We start from the raw sequence: 16624 nt of genomic DNA on the forward strand, positions 1-16624 counted from the left end.
ACCTTGTCGAGGGTATCAACAACAAGATCAAAGTCATCAAGCGCATGGCCTACGGCTTCCGCGATGACGACTACTTCTTCCTCAAGATCCGGGCAGCATTCCCCGGAGATCGGCGATGAACCTTTTTTTGCCCCTCTCCCATGAAGTGGGAGAGGGGTTGGGGTGAGGGCGGTGGCAGGCAGCGAGCCCCGATCGCTTCGACAGGTGCTCTGGTGTGCGCCGGCCCTCACCCCAACCCCTCTCCCGCAAGCGGGCGAGGGGCCAAGACTAGCGCCCCGCCACGCCCGCGAGCAGCTCATACGACCGCTTCCTGGCCGCCGCGTCATGCACCGCGCAAGCCACGATGAACTCATCCGCCCCGGTGCGCTCCAGCGTTGCCTCCAGCCCTTCGCGCACCGTCCGCGGCGACCCCACGATCGACTCTGCCAGCATCCGCTCCACCGCCAGCTTCTCCCCCGCCGTCCACCGCGCGTCCATGTCGTCAACGGGACGAGGCAGCGGCCCACGCTGCCCCCGCTGCATCCCCAGGAAGCGCTGCTGCAGCGACGTGAACAGCTTCAGCGCCTCCGCATCCGTGTCCGCCACGATCACGTTGAGCCCCACCATCGCATGCGGCTTGGGGTTCCTCGCGCTGGGCCGATACTGCGCGCGATAGATCTCCAACGCCTGCATCAACATCGCCGGCGCGAAGTGCGACGCGAACGCGAACGGCAGACCCAGATACGCCGCCAGCTGCGCCCCATACAGACTCGATCCCAGCAACCAGATCGGCACCTCGGTCCCCTGACCGGGAATCGCGCGCACGACCTGACCCTCTTGCTCGGGCGCGAGGTAGGCGGTCAGCTCCAGCACGTCCTCCGGGAAGCGATCCTCATGCGCGGTGGCCAGATGCCGCCGCAGCGCGCGCATCGTCGGACCGTCGGTGCCGGGCGCGCGGCCCAGGCCCAAGTCGATGCGGCCGGGGAACAGCGTGGCGAGCGTGCCGAACTGCTCCGCGATGGTCAGCGGCGCATGGTTGGGCAGCATGATCCCGCCGGAACCCACGCGGATGCTGGACGTCGCGCCGGCGATCTGTCCGATCAGCACGGCTGTCGCCGACGACGCCACCCCGTCCATGTTGTGGTGCTCGGCGACCCAGTAGCGCTGGTAGCCGAGCCGCTCGGCGTGCTTGGCCAGCGCGATGCTGTCCTGTAGCGCCTGGGCCGCGGTGCTGTCCTCGACGATGGGCGCGAGGTCCAGGATGGACAGCGGTGGAAAGGACGGGTGGGTCGTTCGTTCGGTCATGGCGGCGCAGTCTAGGCGCGGACCAGGGACCGGGGTGGCGGGAGGGTTATCGCATGGACGGGGCGATTCGGACGATGTCCAGACCAGGGACCTACGGTCCGGCGTAGCTCGCCTCGTCATGAAGCGCCAGACGCAGTCCCACGCCATCGAAATGCACTTGCCTCAACGTGGTGTTTCCATGCAGCTCGACGACCTGAAGTTGAGCTCGCCAAGTCGAGGTGCGCGCCGGTGGTGGGGACGGTAAACATGCCGCTCAATCGCTCCCCAACTGCGCCTGCACCTGCCGCGTCTTGCCGCCGTTCCACACCGTCAGCACGACCTTCTCGCCGAGCTGCCGTTGCTCCAGCAGGTTGAGCAGGTCGTCCAGATCGGCCACCGGCTTGCCGTCGACGGCGGTGATCAGGTCACCGCCGATGATGCGGCCGTCACGGCCCCGCATGAAGGGCTTCAGGCCGGCCAGCGCCGCGCCCCCGCCGTTCTGGATGCCGATCAGCACCACGCCCTTGGGCAGTCGCAGCACGCCGCGCAGCTGCTCGGAACCGGCGGTGATCCCCAGCGCCGGACGAATGACGCGGCCGTTCTTGATCAGCTGCGGGACGATGCGGTTCACCTCGTCCGCCGGGATCGCGAAGCCGATGCCGTTGCTGCCGCCGCTGGGGCTGAAGATGGACGTGTTCACGCCGATCAATCGGCCCGCCGAGTCCAGCAGCGGACCGCCCGAGTTGCCCGGATTGATCGCGGCATCGGTCTGGATCGCGCCGCGGATGGTGCGCTGGGTCATGGACTCGATCTCGCGGTTGAGCGCGGAAACGATGCCGCGGGTGAGCGTCTGGTCCAGGCCGAAGGGGTTGCCGATCGCGTAGACGGTCTGGCCGACCAGCAGGTCCCGGCTGCTGCCCATCGGGACCGGGAGCAGCTTCTCCCGCGGCGCGGCGATGCGCAGCACGGCCAGGTCGCGGTCCGGGTCCACACCCACCAGATTCGCGTCGAAGGTGCTCTGGTCGGAGAGCGTCACTTTCGCGGCCGAGGCGCCGCGGATCACGTGGAAGTTCGTGACGACGTGACCGTGCTCGTCCCACAGGAAACCTGAGCCGGTGCCGCTCGGGACCTCGGTCACGTTGCGAGAGAAAAAGTCTCGCTGCTGGGCGAGGGTGGTGATGTGCACCACCGACGGGGAGACCTTGCGGAACACCGCGATGTTGTTCTGCTCCTGCGCCTCCAGCGGGCCTCGCGGAGTGACGGGCCGGGGTTGGGCGAGCACGTCTGCCGCCGGCGTCAGGGGCAGGGCGAGCAACAGGGCGAGCGCGAGCGCCGGGGTCGGGATGCGAGGAGCGCGAGGAGCCGTGGTCGAGGCAAGGGGCATGGCGGCGACAAGGGAGCGGATCACCGCAGGATTATGACGAGCGCTCCCGCCCGCCATCGCGGCGCGCAATCTCCGCTTCCAGCAGCGCGGTGCGTTCCCGCAGCAGATCGGCGGCAGCCTTCAGTTGCAGGTGGGTGCGCACCCGCGCCAGGAGGATGGGCGGACTGATCGGCTTGGTGATGTAGTCCACCGCGCCGAGCGACAGACCGTGGCTTTCATCCGCGACATCGGAGCGCGCGGTCAGGAACAGCACGGGGATGTCGCGAGTGGCCTCGTCGGCCTTGAGCCAGCGGCACAGCTCGTAGCCGTCCATGGAGGGCATCAGCACGTCCAGGAGGATCAGGTCGGGCTGCGGATGTTCCGCGGCGATCCGTAGCGCGCTGTCGGCGGTGGTCGAGACCTTGATCCGATAGCGCTCCTTGAGCAGTTCGTAGATCTGGCTCAGGACCTCCGGAGCGTCGTCGATCACCAGGATGGTGGGGCGCGTGTCGGGGGTGTCGTGGCTCATGTCGAAGATTCCTCCTGTGAGCGGTCGTTCCTGTCCGATCCAGTCTTTCGCTGCTCGCCGACGGACGCCTGGTCCGCGGCGTGCGGGAAGCGAGCATCGGCGTCCTCCGTCTGCTCCTCATCGAGTAAGCGACGTGCCGTACCGAACTCGAAACGCGCGGCGGCTTCCAGCGCACGGTGCAGGCGCGCGGCACGCGGCTGAGCAAGACTGTCGGGGTGGCGATACAGCAGGTCGCGCAGGCCCTCGGCGGTCTCGCTGGCCACGGCGTCGTGGCGATGCAGTTGCTCGCGCAGCCGCGCCAGGCCGAGTTCGAAGGCGCTGCTCACGGCGTCGTGGGCGTGCGGCGTCGGACCGGGCGTGTCGGGCGTCGACGGGGCGGCGAGGGTGGTGTCCCCCAGCGCCCGCAGCAGCCGCTCAAGCGCGGCGTGCATGCGTGCGGTCAGTTCGCGTCGGCGCGAGACCGCTTCCGGATCGGCTTGCGCATCCGCGTGTTCGTCCAGGCAGTCCTGTTCGAGCGCGGCCGCGGCCTCGCTCAGCGACAAAGCGCCGATGGTGCCCGCCGAACCGTGCAGCGTATGGGCGATTCGCCCGAGCGTTTCCCAGTCGCCGCGGGCCAGCGCCTGGTCGATGCGGGCGAGTGTGTCCTGCTGCGTCTGGCGGAAGATGTGAAGCAAGCGCAAATACAGGGCCGCGTTGTGACCCGCTGAGGCCATGCCGGCGCGGGCCTCGACGCCGTCGATCGGAGGGATGGGCGAGAGCATCGGCAACGGGGGCAGCGGCGCCAGGGGCGCGCCCGGACCCTCGCCTGGCGAGCGGGCGCGGGGTCGAACCCATCGCGACAGGGTCGCGAAGAGCACCTCGACGTTCAAGGGTTTGGCGATGTGATCGTTCATGCCGGTGGCCAGGATGCGAGCGCGATCCGAGCCGGTGGTGTTGGCAGTCAGCGCGATCACCGGAAGCTCACGCCAGCGCGGATCCTCGCGCAGGCGCCGCGTCGTCTCGAAACCGTCCATCTCCGGCATCTGACAATCCATCAGCACGCCGTCGAAGCCGTCCGGCTCGGCGGTCAGCATGGCCAGCCCGACGCTGCCGTCGCCCGCCAGGGCGACTTCGATGCCGACCTGTTCCAACAGCTCCTTGGCCAGTTCCTGATTGACGGCATTGTCCTCGACGACCAGGATCCGCGCGCCGGCGAGCGCCTGCGTCGCGGCCTCGGTGCTGGCGCGATGACGGCCGGGAAGGTCGATTGCTGCGCGCGATGCGCCGGCGCCCAGCGTGCCCAGCGCGCCGAGCAGGGTCGCCACGGTCACCGGCTTGGCGAGTACCGGCGGCAGCTCTCCGGGTGCGAGCGCAGCCATCGCCTCGTAGAGCGTGTCGTCGTTTCCGAAGGCCGTGACCATGATGATCCGGGGAGCTTGCACCAGCCTTGAGCGCAGCTGCGAGGTTGCGGACAGACCGTCCGTGCCCGGCATCTTCCAGTCCATCAGGACGAGATCGAACGGTTGCTGCAGACGCTCCGCCGTCAAGGCGAGCTGCAAGGCCTCGTCGGCGCCGGTCACGGTCTCCGGCAGCAGGCCCTGGGAGCGGCACAGCGCCGCGAGCAGGTCGCGGGCGATGCGGCTGTCGTCCACGATCAGCACGCGGCGGCCCTTGCTCACCGGCGAGGGCAGAGGTGACTTGGGCGCGGTGTCCAGGGCACCCAGGCCCAGCTGGGCGGTGAAGTGGAAGAGGGTACACACCCCGGGCATCGACTCCACCCACAGGCGCCCGCCCATCATGCTCACCAGTTGCCGGCACACCTCCAGCGCCAGGCCGCTGCCGTCCTGGGCGTCCGTGTCGCCGTCCCGCAGTCGGCGGCTCATCCGGGCCAGCTCGGCCGGCTGAAGGCCAGGGCCGCTGTCGCGCACACTGAACTGCAAGGTCACCTGCGCCTCTCCGGCGTTCTGGGGGGGGCCGCCCGGGTCGTCGGCCGCGACGAACACGCCGACCACCACCTCGCCGTGCTGCGTGACGCGGGCCGCGTGTCGACCGAGATGGGCGAGCACCTGGCCCAGGCGCAGCGGGTCGCCGACCAACAGGGTCGGGACATCGGCCGGGACGTTCAGGAGCAGCTCGACGCCTTTCTCCTCCAGGCCGAGACCGATCACCTGGACGAGGTGATCAAGCGGGCCTTCGAGCGTGAACGGAATGCGCTCCAGAGAGAGCTTTCCGGCCTCGATGCGGCTGAAGTCGAGGATGTCGTCGATCACCTGGAGCAGATGGACGGCGGCGCGATGCGCCTTCTCGATGTAATTGCGCTGGCGTGCGTCGAGGTCGGTCTGCAGGGCCAGGTCGGACATGCCGATGATCGCGTTCATCGGCGTGCGCAACTCGTGGCTCATGTTGGCCAGGAAGTCCGCCTTGTTGCGCGTGGCCTCTTCCGATGCGGTCATCGCGCGACGGATCTCGGCCTCCGCGGCCAGCTCGCCGGTGAGGTCGGTGAGCCAGACGACCGTGGCGGGATCCCGGAAGGTCAGGGGCTGGAAGGTGGCCATGCAGACGCGCTCCTGGCCTTCGGCGGTGCGGACGCGCAACTCGACATCGGACACGGCGGTCGGGCTTGCCAGGCCCGCGACGATGCGTGCGCGGCTGGCCTCGTCGGCGTGGATGTCGGGCCAGGGTTGACCCGGCTCGGCCTTCGCGACCTCAAGCAAGGCGGGATTGGCGAGCGTGACAAGACCGCCGGAGACCACGCCGATGCCGGCAGGCGAATGATCGAGGATCGTCAAGTAGCGGCGGTTCTGCGCTTGTTGCCGTTCCTCCAGCGCATGGCGTGCGACGCGATGGAACATCTGACGCAGCAACAGAGCTTGCAGCACGAACAGCACCAGCGTCGTCAGCGCGGCGATCGGCGCCTGCACGCCCGCGGCGACACGGCTCAGATCGCCGACGAAGACCAGGCGCCACGGGCCGCCCGGATCCGACCAGTCAACGGGGCGGCTCGCGACCGCATGCCGCAGGCCTCGGATCGACACGGTGGCGTTGGCGGGATCGAACGGGAGCTGCTTGATCTGGCGAGGGTCCTCGAAGTGGCGGCCGTACTGACGGTCGACGCCCAGACGCAGACTGCGTTCGGCCGAGGGGGCGCCCACGAGCGTCAGCACCCAGGCGGGTTCGCTGGACGCCATGACGACGCCGTGCGGCGAGATCAGCAGACCCGTCATGCCCGCATGGCCGCCGAGGAATCGATCCAGGACGTCGCCGAAGAACCGGGCGGAGATGACGCCGACGGGGGGCGCGTCGCTGGCGGTCGAATCGTAGATCGGGGCCGTCAGGTAGAGCGATCGCCGCGAGGCGGTCAGACTCAGCCCCATGAACACGTTGGGGCGGCCCTGCATGCCCTGGATGAAGTAGGCCCGCTTGGTGACGTCCTGCCCGAGCGGTGTCGCCTGGATGCCTCGGTTCCACTCGCCGACGATGATGCCGCGTCGGTTCACGACGAAGCTGAGCTCGGCGCCGACGTGATCGGTGAGTACCGCCAGCACATCCGCCGCGGGCCTGGATCGGCGGGCGACATCCAGGCTGTCGACCTCGGCCGCGGCCCGGACCGCCGGGTTGACCCGGCCCGCGAGACGCACCGCGCCCATGCCCTTGCCGTCCTCCGTCAGACCGCGCAGGGCCAGCAACTCCCGATTCGAGGCGATCTCCATCCCCGTCCTGAAGTCGGCCTCCAGTTGGCGGCGCGCCACCTCGGCTGTCGACAGACCTCCCGCCAACGCGAGCAGCGCGGAGATGAGCCAGGCGACGCGGCGATGCCGGGACAGCCAGGTCGGCAACGGACTCATGACGGGCGCCCTCCGCGCTGGCCGCCGCCGTCCCATCGCAGCAAGGCCAGCGCTTCCTCGAACTGGAAGCGGCTGGCCGCCCCGGCCACGCGCCGCAGAAGCGCCAGACGTGACTGCAGCGGCGGGTGGCGGTCCAGCTCAGCCATCAACGAGGACGCCAGATCCGCCGCCGAAGCGTCGCTGGCCTGCAGCCGTCGTGTCAGGCGCTCCAGCAGGACTTCCAGAGGGTCGATCGCCGCGGCTTGGAAGGCGCGGGCGTCCCTGTGGCCGCCCGGGGCGGCGCCGCGGGAGGCGTCCGGGTCGGCGGGATCCGCGTCGATCGGCTGCGGATGCAGCCAGCGGCCGAGTGTCTCGAACAGCCGGTCCACATTGAGCGGCTTGGGGAGGTGATCGTTCATGCCCGCAGCGAGGATGCGGTCCCGGTCGCCGCGCATGGCGCTGGCGGTCAACGCGATGACCGGCAGATCGCGCCACTGTGGAACGCTGCGGATGCGCCTCGTTGTCTCGTAGCCGTCCATCACCGGCATCTGGCAGTCCATGAGCACCGCGTCGAAGCCCTGCGGCGTGCCCGCCAACAGGTCCAGCGCTGACTGGCCGTTCGTGGCCAGCGTCACCTCCAGCCCGGCGGCCCGCAGCAATTCCCCCGCCATCTCTCGGCTCACCGGATCGTCCTCGACCACGAGTAGGCGCGCGCCGGTCAACTGGATCATGGCCAGCCGGGTCGTGCCGCGGCGGCGCAGGCCGGACCGCGGCGGGCGCAGAACCTGGCCGGTGCGCTCCGAGATCGCCGTCAGCAAGGCCGAGGCCGTCACCGGCTTGCTGAGAGGGACGGGCCGGTCCACGGCGTCGAACTCGGCCAACGCGGCGCCCAGCGCCTCGTCCCGGCTGAAGGCGCTGACCAGCAGCACGGCGGGGGGCTTGGGCAGCCGTCCGTCGGCGATCAGCCGGGCCGCTTCCAGGCCGTTGAGCACCGGCATCTGCCAGTCCATCAGCACGATGTCGTAGGGGTCGTTCGCCGCTTGGGCTTCCAGCACGGATTGCGCCGCGTGGGCGCCGTTCACCGCCGTGTCCACCCGCATGCCGAAGCCGGCGCACAGCGCGCCCAGAATCTCTCGCGCCGCCCGGTTGTCGTCGGCGACAAGGGCGCGCAGTCGGGAGAAGTCGATGGTGCCGACCGCGCGCGGCACCGGCTGCAAGCCAAGCTTGACGGTGAAGCTGAAGCTCGACCCCTCGCCCTCGCGGGAGCGCACGGCGATGGCGCCACCCATCATCTCCACCAGCTGCTTGCTGATCGCCAGGCCCAGTCCGCTGCCGCCGTATTTGCGCGTGGTCGAGGGGTCCGCCTGACTGAAGCTCTGGAAGAGTCGGGCGCAGGCTTCCTCCGTCATGCCGATGCCCGAGTCACGCACGCTGAATCGCAGTTCGACGTCCTTTGGCGTTCCCTCGGCGTCAGGATGATGAACGGCCGGCGGCACCTGCTCGACGGTGACGATGACCTCGCCCTCGGCGGTGAACTTCACCGCGTTGTTGCCCAGGTTGATCAGCACCTGCCCCAGCCGCACAGGGTCGCCGACGAGCGCGGTGGGAACGTCCGGCGGCAGGTCGATGAGCAGCTCAAGGCCCTTGTCCTGGGCGCGCAGACCGATCAGATCGACCAGCCGGTCAAGTACGTCGTCGAGTTCGAAGGGCACATGATCCAGGGTCATCCGGCCGGACTCGATGCGGCTGAAGTCGAGGATGTCGTCGATGAGGTCCAGCAGGCTCGCGGCCGCGCCGTGCACCTTCTCGAGGTAATTGCGCTGGCGCGAATCGATGCCGGTCTGCAGGGCCAGATCGGACATGCCCAGGATGATGTTCATCGGGGAGCGGATCTCATGGCTCATGCTGGACAGCAGACGGCTCTTGGCCAGCGCCGCGTCCTCCGCGGCCTCCATGGCGTGCCGGGCCTCGCGGGCCGCCAGTCGGCGGCGGGTCACGTCCACGAGCCACAGCACCACCGCCGGGCGGAAGCCGTCGTAGTCGATGGGCATGGCCGAGAGGAGGAAGTCGCGCGGCTCGCCGGCGGCGTCGTGCAGACGCACGTCGCGGTGGCGCAGCGTCGGTCGTTCTGTCATCAGGGTTTCCAGCAGCTCGCGTGTGGCGTCGTCGGCATGACGTTCGGGCCAGGGCTGCCCCTGCTCAACGGCGAGCGTGGTCCTGAGCGCGGGATTGGCGTACTCGACGCGGCCGTCGATGACGACGCCCACGCCGATGGGGGCCAAGTTCATCAAGGCCCGAAACTGGTCGGCCTGCGCGGCGATCTCGGCGGCTTTGCGGTCGCGCTGGCGGAGCTGAGCGGCCGAGAGCCGCATCAGCAGGAGCCCGCCCAGCAGCAGCCCGGCGTACAGCGCGGCCCAGAGCCGCTGCGCCTGGACGGACATTGCCGCGGAGAGATCGTCCAGCAGAACCAGGCGCCAGGGGCCGGCGGGATCGTTCCAGTCGATGGCGGCGGCGGCGGCGGCCATGCGCTGTCCGTCGACCTCCACGACATGGCGATCGGTGGGATCGAAGGGCAGCATGCGGGACTTGGCGGGATCCTTGAACAGGGCGGCGTAGCGACGCGCCGCCATGAGCTCGTCGGCGCGCTGCGCATTCGTGGCGCCGACCAGGGTCATGGTCCACTCCGGTCGATTGGCCGCGAAGACGACCCCGTGCGGCGACACCAGCAAGGCGCCCGCATGGCGGCGATCCGACAGGAATCGATCCACGGTGTCCGGCAGCTTGCGAGCGACCACCACGCCGATGACCTCGCTTGAGGTCTCGTAGCCCGCATGAATAGGCGCCGTGAACAGGATGGCGCGCTGCCCGAGACGGGGACTCAGCGAGGTGAAGACGGTGGAACGCCCCTTCCTGGCCTGCATCACATACGGGCGGTAGCCGACGTCCAGTCCGATCGCCTGCTGCGCGGATTTGGCGACCCACTCGGCAATGATCAGGTTGGCGCCATTGATGACGAAGGTCTCGTCGCCGTCGACCATGCGGGCGATCGTCGCCAGATGCGATTCGCCGGGGCGGTCCCGCTTTGCGCGCTCGACGTCGGTGATCCGCGCCAACGACTTGACCAGCGGATCGACCATGCCGCTGAGCTCCACGGCGCCCATGACCTGACTGGTCATGGTCATCTGCATCAGGGAGATCGCTTCCCGGTCCGCGTTGGCGCTCAGCGCCGCATGCACGTCGCGCTCCAGCCACCAGCGCTGCACCGCGCTGCCGGCCCAGCCGATCGCCGTCAGGGTGACGACGACAAGCCCCCAGCCCGTCCAGCGGCGCGTGGACCGCCATCCCTCCATCCGGACCTCTGACCGCTGATCCATCCCTTGCCTCCCAGGCTGTCCCGCTTCCCAGCGTCGCAAGGATCGCCGGGTCCGGGCGTGCCGAGGGGCCGCCCGTCGTTATGGAAATGGACGATTGCGAGAGCTAGTGTTCAGGGCTGTCATCACACTGTCAAGATCGATGCCGAGGGGGCCGACGAACGGCTCAGGGCCGTGGCGGGATGTCCGGCATCGCCGCCGTATCCATCCACACCCGCTTGCGCGCGAGCGCCGCGTCGTCGTCGGCGAAGCGCCGGGCAATCTCCTGGAACTGCGGCTGGATGCGGATGAAGGCCTCGACCACGTCCGGGTCGAAGTGCAACCCCGAGCCCTCGGCGATGATCACCGCCGCCTTTTCATGCGGCATCCCGTCCTTGTACACGCGCCGGCTGATCAGCGCGTCGTAGACGTCCGCCAAGGCCATCAAACGCGCCGACACCGGGATCGCATCGCCCCGCAACCCCTGCGGGTAGCCCGATCCATCCCACTTCTCCTGATGGCCGTAGGCGATGTCCTTGGCCATGGACAGGAAAGCCACCGGCGTGCCCAGATGCGCCTCGGCCTGCGCGATCGCGTCGCGGCCCAGCGTCGGATGCGCCTTCATGATCTCGTACTCCTCGGGCGTGTAGCGACCCGGCTTGAGCAGGATCCGGTCCGGAATGCCGACCTTGCCGATGTCGTGCAACGGCGCCGACTTGAACAGCGTGGCGATGTAGGCCGGCGTCAGCGTCCTGGCGAAGCGCGGGTGCTCTCGCAAGGCCTCGGCCAGCACCTTCACGTAATGCTGCGTGCGGCGGATGTGGTTGCCCGTGTCGCTGTCGCGCGTCTCCGCCAGCGAGGCCATCGCATGGATGGTCACGTCCTGGATGGCCGACAGCTCGGCGTTGCGTCGCGCGACCTCGGCCTCGAGGAAAGCCGCCTTGTCCCGCAGGAAGTCCGCGCTGGCCTTGAGCCGCAGATGCGTGCGCACGCGCGCCAACACGATGGGCGGGCTGATGGGCTTGGTGATGTAGTCCACCGCTCCGAGCGACAGACCCCGCATCTCGTCGGCCACGTCGGCCTTCGCGGTCAGGAAGATGACCGGGATCTCGCGCGTGTCCGCCTCGTCCTTGAGCCGCGCGCAGACCTCGTAGCCGTCCATGCCCGGCATCATCACGTCCAGCAGGATCAGGTCGGGCCGCGGGTCGCCGCCCGCGATGCGCAGGGCCTTCTCACCGCCCGTGGCGACCTTCACGCGGTAGCGATCGCGCAGCAGCTCGCTCATCAGGGTCAGGTTGTCCGGTGTGTCGTCGACGACCAGTACCGTCGCGCCGTCCGTCGGGTCCGAGGACGTGTTCATGAGGACCTCCCGGTGTTGCGATCCTCGCGGATCAGCGCGAGCGCCGCATCGAAATCGAAGCGCGCCGCCGCGTCCGCCGCTCGGCGCAAGGGCCGCAGTCGCGCGGTCGGCAGCGACAGTCGATCCAGCAGCCCGTCAAGCTCGCGCGCGGCCTCGGCGGCCGAGGAATCGCTGTCCTCCAGCAAGTCGGTCAGCCGGTCCAGCAAGGGATCGAGCTCGCGCAGATCGTCGGTGACCACAAGCGAGGGCGCCGGCGACAGCGCGAGCGCCTCGCGCGCCTGATGCCGTCCCAGCGACACCAGCAGCGCCGCCAGCAGCGATTGGGCGCGCAGCAGCAGCGGCTCGCGCTCCGCGACCGGCACGCGCCGGGCGCAAGCCTGCTCGAGCGCCCCTGCCGCGGCCGCCAAAGGCTTGGCGCCGAGCGTCGCCGCCGCGCCGCGCAGCGAGTGCGCGAGCCGCGTCATGCCCACGTGATCGGCGCCCGCCGCCGCCTCGGCGAAGTCCGCGGCGAAGTCGGTCTGCGTGTCCAGGAAGGTGCGCAGCAACTTGCGGTACAGCGCCGGATGACCACCGGCCGTCGCCAGGCCGGCTTGCTGATCCAGCCCGGCGATCGGCGGCAGCAGGCCCGCCGCGCCGGTGCCGCCCGCCCCCTCGGACGCGGGTGTCGAAGCGATCGAGCCGATCGCGTCCGCCGGGTGGGCGTTGCCTGAAGAGGGGGGCAATCCGGTTGATCCGGTCGCCTCGATCGGCGCGATCGACCGGGTCGATCCGGAACTGGTGCCCGAGGCGCCTTGCTCGGCACCGAGCCGCTTATCGCGCGCGCGTCGCGTGTCGATGCGCCGTCCCGCGCCGGAGCGCGTGTCCATCGGCACCTCCGCCGCCGGATGCGCCGGGCGCACCCAGCGCGCCAGGGTCTCGAAGAGCGCGTCGACATTGAGCGGCTTGGGGATGTGGTCGTTCATGCCCGCTTCCAGCACCTTCTCGCGGTCGCCGCTCATCGCGTTGGCGGTCATGGCGATGACGGGCAGGGCGCGCCAGCGCGCGTCCTCGCGCAACCGGCGCGTGGCCTCGTAGCCGTCCAGCACCGGCATCTGGATGTCCATCAGCACGCCGTCGAAACCCTGCGGCGATTCGGCCAGCAGATCCAGCGCGATCTGCCCGTTGGCCGCGAGCGTGACGTGCAGCCCCGCGTCCTCCAGCAGCGCGGCCGCCAGTTCCTGGTTGAGCTCGTTGTCCTCGGCGACCAGCACGCGGGCGCCGGCCAGTTGGCGCGTCACTTCCTGCGTGGACTGGCGGCGGCGCTCGGCGGTCGGGGCGGGGCGGTCGACATGCCCCAGCGCTTCTCCGATGGCGCTCAGCAGCGAGGAGGCGGTGACCGGCTTGGTCAGCAGCACCGGCGGCCGCAGCTCGGGTGAGCGCGCCTGGGCCTGCGCCAGGGCGGCGGTGAGCGAGTCGTCGCGGCCGAAGGAGGTCACCAGCACCACCGCGGGCGCAGGCGCAAGGCGACCGTCGCGCAGCTGCCGCGCGGCCTCGATGCCGTCGATGCCGGGCATCTGCCAGTCCATCAGCACCAATGCATAGGGCTGGTGCTCGGCCTGTGCGCGTTCGGCCATTCGGAGCGCCTGCGCGCCGTCTGACGCGGTGTCGACCGCCAGGCCGAAACTGGTGCCCAGGGTGAAGAGAATCTCGCGCGCGGCGCGGTTGTCGTCGACGACCAGCGTGCGCAAGCGGGCCAGTTCATGGGCCATCAGCGCGCGCCGGGCCGGCAGGTCCGAGCCTTCCGGCTGCAGGCCGAGCCGCGCGGTGAAGTGGAAGGTCGAGCCCTGGCCCGGCTCGGACTCCAGCCAGATGCGCCCGCCCATCATCTCCACCAGCTGCTTGCAGATCGCCAGGCCCAGGCCGCTGCCGCCGTACTTGCGCGTGGTGGAGCTGTCCGCCTGGCTGAAGCTCTGGAACAGCCGCGCCTGCTGCTCCGGGGTCATGCCGATGCCGGTGTCGCGGATCTGGAAGTGCAGCTCGACGTCGGAGTCGATGGCCGCCGCGGACTCGGCCGGCGCATCGGAGACGGGCCGTGCCTCGATGCCCACGATGATCTCGCCGTGGTCGGTGAACTTGGCCGCGTTGTTGCCCAGGTTGACCAGCACCTGCCCCAGCCTCAGCGGATCGCCGATGAGCGCGGTGGGCAGATCCGGCGGCAGGTTGAGCAGCAGCTCGATGCCCTTGTCCTCGACGCGGAAGCCGATCAGGTTGACCAGGTGCTCCAGCACGTCCTCCAGCTGGAAGGGCACGCGCTCGATGCTCAGCTTGCCGGCCTCGATGCGGCTGAAGTCCAGGATGTCGTCGATCACGCCCAGCAGATTCTCGGCCGAGCGGTGCACCTTCTCGATGTAGTTGCGCTGGCGCGCATCCAGTCCGGTCTGCAGCGCCAGATGGGACATGCCGATGATGGCGTTCATCGGGGTGCGGATCTCGTGGCTCATGTTGGCCAGGAAGTCCGACTTGGCGTGGGCCGCCGCCTCAGCCGCCTCCTTGAGCGCCTGCAGCTCGCGATGCTGGTCCTGGAGCCGGCGATGCTGCTCCTGCAGCTCCAGGTCCTTGCGGTCGCGGGCGACGCGGTGCGCGATGGCGCGCAGCGTCGCCGCCATCAGGCCGAAGGACAGCAGCGCCACCAGCGCGCCGATCAGCAGCCGCGTGGACATCGGCTCCAGCGCGCTCAGATCGCCCAGCAGCACCAGCTTCCAGGGGCCGCCCGGGTCGCCCCAGGCCACGTCGGCATGGACCAGCGCATGACGCCGGCCATCGATCTCGGTGCTGACGTGGTCCAGCGCGAAGGGCAGGCGGCGGATCTGGGCCGGCTCGGCGAAAAGCTTGCCGAACTGGCGGCTCGCGGTCAGCGCCGCCGCGCGCGCTGGCGTGGCCTCGCCTTCCAGGCTCATGCGCCAGTCAGGCCGGCTGGCCGCCAGGACCACGCCCTGCGGCGAGAGCAGCAGCCCGCCGGCATAGCTGCGCGTGTCGAGGAAGCGGTCCAGCGCATCGGCGAAGAGTCGGGCGGCGACCACGCCGATGATGTCGCCGGTCTGGCCGGGTTCGCGATAGACCGGAGCCGCCAGCCAGTAGGCGCGCTGGCCGGTGGTCAGGCTGATGCCGGCGAAGACGTTGGGCTGGCCGCGCATCGCCTGGCGGTAGTACTGGCGGAAGCTCACGTCCAGGCCGATGGGCGGCGCGCCTTCGTCGTCCCACTCGCCGACGATGCGGCCTTGGGCGTTCACGACGTAGGCCTGCTGGGCGCCGACGCTCAAGGCCAGCACCTCCAGCGCATCGGCGGCCGGGCGGGTGCGGCGGGCCAACTGGACATCGGTGACCAGGGCGGCGGACTTGATCGCCGGGTTGAGCTGCCCGGCCAGCGTCACCGCGCCCATGGGCTTGCCGGTGAGGGTCAGCCCTTGCAGCGCGAGCGCCTCACGCTGGGCGGCGTTGGACAGCGTGCGGCGGAAGTCGTGCTCCAGCGAGCGGCGATGGGCCTCGCTGACGGCGGCGCCCAGCGCGAGCGCCGACAGCGCGGCCAAGGCCCAGACGATCCGGCGATGTCCGAGCAGCCATTCCGACAAACGTCCCGGCGGACCTCCCGACACACGGCCCATCCCATTCCTCCCCAGGAAGGCCCGGTCGGCAGGCGCCGGGCGCGTTTGGATGCGGGTAGCGAAGCGTCGGGGCAGTGTAGGGGAGTCAGGCCGGCTTGGGGATGTCCTGCGCGTTGAACACGTCCTCGACCTGTTGCGCGGTGCCCTGGCTCATGGCGCGATTCAGCGCTTGATGGTCGATGCCGTCGCACATGTCGAGGATGTCGGGCAGGGCGGCAACAGGCGCGCTAGGGGTGGAAAAGAACACGGCGGCACGCGTGCTGATCAGATCCCCCAGCGAGCTCGGGCCTGATTGACCAGTGCTTGAGCGTCGCGCCGATCCCTTTGCGTGGCCGAACAGTCGAGCAGGCCGCTGTTTGTGGCGTCGAGCGCGGGCGACAGAGCATTTTGCAAGAGCTCGTCCGGCATGCGCCCGATTTCGCGCAAGGCGTCGATGCCCCGGATGATGGCCTGGATGACAGGCGTGTCCGCCGAGGCGAAGGGTTCGATCAATATCGGCCGCGGCGGGGATACCGGCGCGGCGCCGGGACGAGACGGAGCCAGCGAGCGCCTCGCGACCAGCGCCAGGGCGACCTCGCTGGCGTCGATGTCCTTCAGAGACAGCGCCTGCGCCCAGAGTTGCAGCACAGTCGCGACGGCCGCCGGCGAGCCACGGCGCAAGGCCATCTGCAACGGCGTTTCGTTATGGCTTCTGTGAAGGAGCAGCGCCGCGAGGTCCGAACCCGACAGGGCATTGCGTTTCCGAAGGTCTATCAGCATGTTGCCGAACCGTTTCAGCCCGGATGAGTCACGGGCGCCGGCCAGCAATTGCATCGCGGACTCATTTTCCTGGTCGACGGCGCGAAGCATCACAGCCAGCTCGCGCGATTCGATCGGGAGCTCATTCACGAGCCACTCGATGCCGCTCACCAGCGCCTCGAGGACCCCCGGACTGCGATCGGGCCGGCAGGCGAGATGGAGGATGGAGTCGCCTCCGCCGTGAGGGTCGAGCAGCGCCTCCGCAATTTGAGCGGACGTCAGCGGGCGGGCGTCTGCAGGCGAGGCGAGGTGGCGTATCGCCGCTTCCACGGCCTTCGGCGAGCCGGTTCGTACGGCCTTGCGCAGCGGGCTCTCGAGAGGAGCGAGCGGGTTGTTCTCCTCAGATAAAAGGATGGTGCTTTCACAGCCGGAATCGATCGAGGGATGAAGAGGATTCATGACGGGGAGGCAGAGATAGGGGCGCCTCAGTTGGCCCGTCTTTGGGCGGGTTCGTGGTCGCGCAAGCGGCCGCGAACGGTGCCGGCGGACGCGTGCTCGTCCTACAAGGGCCGTCAAG

The 16624-nt window shown here is 69.6% G+C and carries 10 protein-coding genes; 1 reads left to right on the plus strand and 9 read right to left on the minus strand.

What is annotated here, in order from left to right; translation table 11 throughout:
- On the plus strand, positions 1 to 119 hold a 119-nt coding region (locus ABDW59_RS18535; protein WP_343631912.1), incomplete at its 5' end, for a transposase.
- Positions 120 to 267: 148 nt separating this feature from the next.
- Here ABDW59_RS18535 and ABDW59_RS18540 read toward each other — a convergent pair.
- From ABDW59_RS18540 to ABDW59_RS18580, 9 genes are all read right to left on the minus strand, one after another.
- Positions 268 to 1284, minus strand: coding sequence for an LLM class flavin-dependent oxidoreductase (locus ABDW59_RS18540; RefSeq protein ID WP_343631824.1), 1017 nt, complete (start codon positions 1282 to 1284; stop codon positions 268 to 270).
- Between the two features lie 253 nt (positions 1285 to 1537).
- Positions 1538 to 2671 (minus strand): trypsin-like peptidase domain-containing protein, encoded by a 1134-nt coding sequence (locus ABDW59_RS18545; protein ID WP_343631826.1) that lies wholly within the window; start codon positions 2669 to 2671, stop codon positions 1538 to 1540.
- 7 nt (positions 2672 to 2678) lie between these two features.
- Positions 2679 to 3155 carry a response regulator gene (locus ABDW59_RS18550; RefSeq protein WP_343631828.1) on the minus strand — a complete coding sequence of 159 codons (477 nt, stop codon included), beginning with the start codon at positions 3153 to 3155 and terminating at the stop codon, positions 2679 to 2681.
- Positions 3152 to 6979, minus strand: coding sequence for a response regulator (locus tag ABDW59_RS18555; RefSeq protein ID WP_343631830.1), 3828 nt, complete (start codon positions 6977 to 6979; stop codon positions 3152 to 3154). Before ABDW59_RS18555 ends, ABDW59_RS18550 begins: the two co-directional genes overlap by 4 nt.
- The gene (locus ABDW59_RS18560) at positions 6976 to 10332 is read right to left on the minus strand and encodes a response regulator (RefSeq protein WP_343631832.1); all 3357 of its coding nucleotides are present in this window, start codon (positions 10330 to 10332) and stop codon (positions 6976 to 6978) included. The genes ABDW59_RS18555 and ABDW59_RS18560 overlap by 4 nt, the downstream gene beginning before the upstream one ends.
- 163 nt (positions 10333 to 10495) lie before the next feature.
- Complete coding sequence (locus tag ABDW59_RS18565; protein ID WP_343631834.1) at positions 10496 to 11668, minus strand: two-component system response regulator; 1173 nt, start codon at positions 11666 to 11668, stop codon at positions 10496 to 10498.
- Entirely contained in the window at positions 11665 to 15309 is a 3645-nt protein-coding gene (locus ABDW59_RS18570; protein WP_343631836.1) for a response regulator, read from the minus strand. The genes ABDW59_RS18565 and ABDW59_RS18570 overlap by 4 nt, the downstream gene beginning before the upstream one ends.
- 85 nt (positions 15310 to 15394) lie before the next feature.
- A complete protein-coding gene (locus ABDW59_RS18575) occupies positions 15395 to 15556 on the minus strand; it encodes a hypothetical protein (protein WP_343631837.1) in 162 nt (53 codons plus the stop codon).
- A 17-nt stretch (positions 15557 to 15573) separates the two neighbouring features.
- Positions 15574 to 16506: a hypothetical protein gene (locus tag ABDW59_RS18580; RefSeq protein ID WP_343631839.1), complete on the minus strand. Its 933-nt coding sequence runs from the start codon at positions 16504 to 16506 to the stop codon at positions 15574 to 15576.
- Positions 16507 to 16624: the final 118 nt, after the last annotated feature.

This window comes from Roseateles sp. (genome assembly GCF_039595295.1).
GTDB lineage: Bacteria > Pseudomonadota > Gammaproteobacteria > Burkholderiales > Burkholderiaceae_C > Roseateles.

Bases quoted from the DNA above. Each gene is read 5' to 3' on its own strand.
- ABDW59_RS18550 (WP_343631828.1), bottom strand. From the start codon at position 3,155: ATGAGCCACGACACCCCCGACACGCGCCCCACCATCCTGGTGATCGAC.
- ABDW59_RS18570 (WP_343631836.1), bottom strand. From the start codon at position 15,309: ATGGGCCGTGTGTCGGGAGGTCCGCCGGGACGTTTGTCGGAATGGCTG.
- ABDW59_RS18580 (WP_343631839.1), bottom strand. From the start codon at position 16,506: ATGAATCCTCTTCATCCCTCGATCGATTCCGGCTGTGAAAGCACCATC.
- ABDW59_RS18555 (WP_343631830.1), bottom strand. From the start codon at position 6,979: ATGAGTCCGTTGCCGACCTGGCTGTCCCGGCATCGCCGCGTCGCCTGG.
- ABDW59_RS18560 (WP_343631832.1), bottom strand. From the start codon at position 10,332: ATGGATCAGCGGTCAGAGGTCCGGATGGAGGGATGGCGGTCCACGCGC.
- ABDW59_RS18540 (WP_343631824.1), bottom strand. From the start codon at position 1,284: ATGACCGAACGAACGACCCACCCGTCCTTTCCACCGCTGTCCATCCTG.
- ABDW59_RS18565 (WP_343631834.1), bottom strand. From the start codon at position 11,668: ATGAACACGTCCTCGGACCCGACGGACGGCGCGACGGTACTGGTCGTC.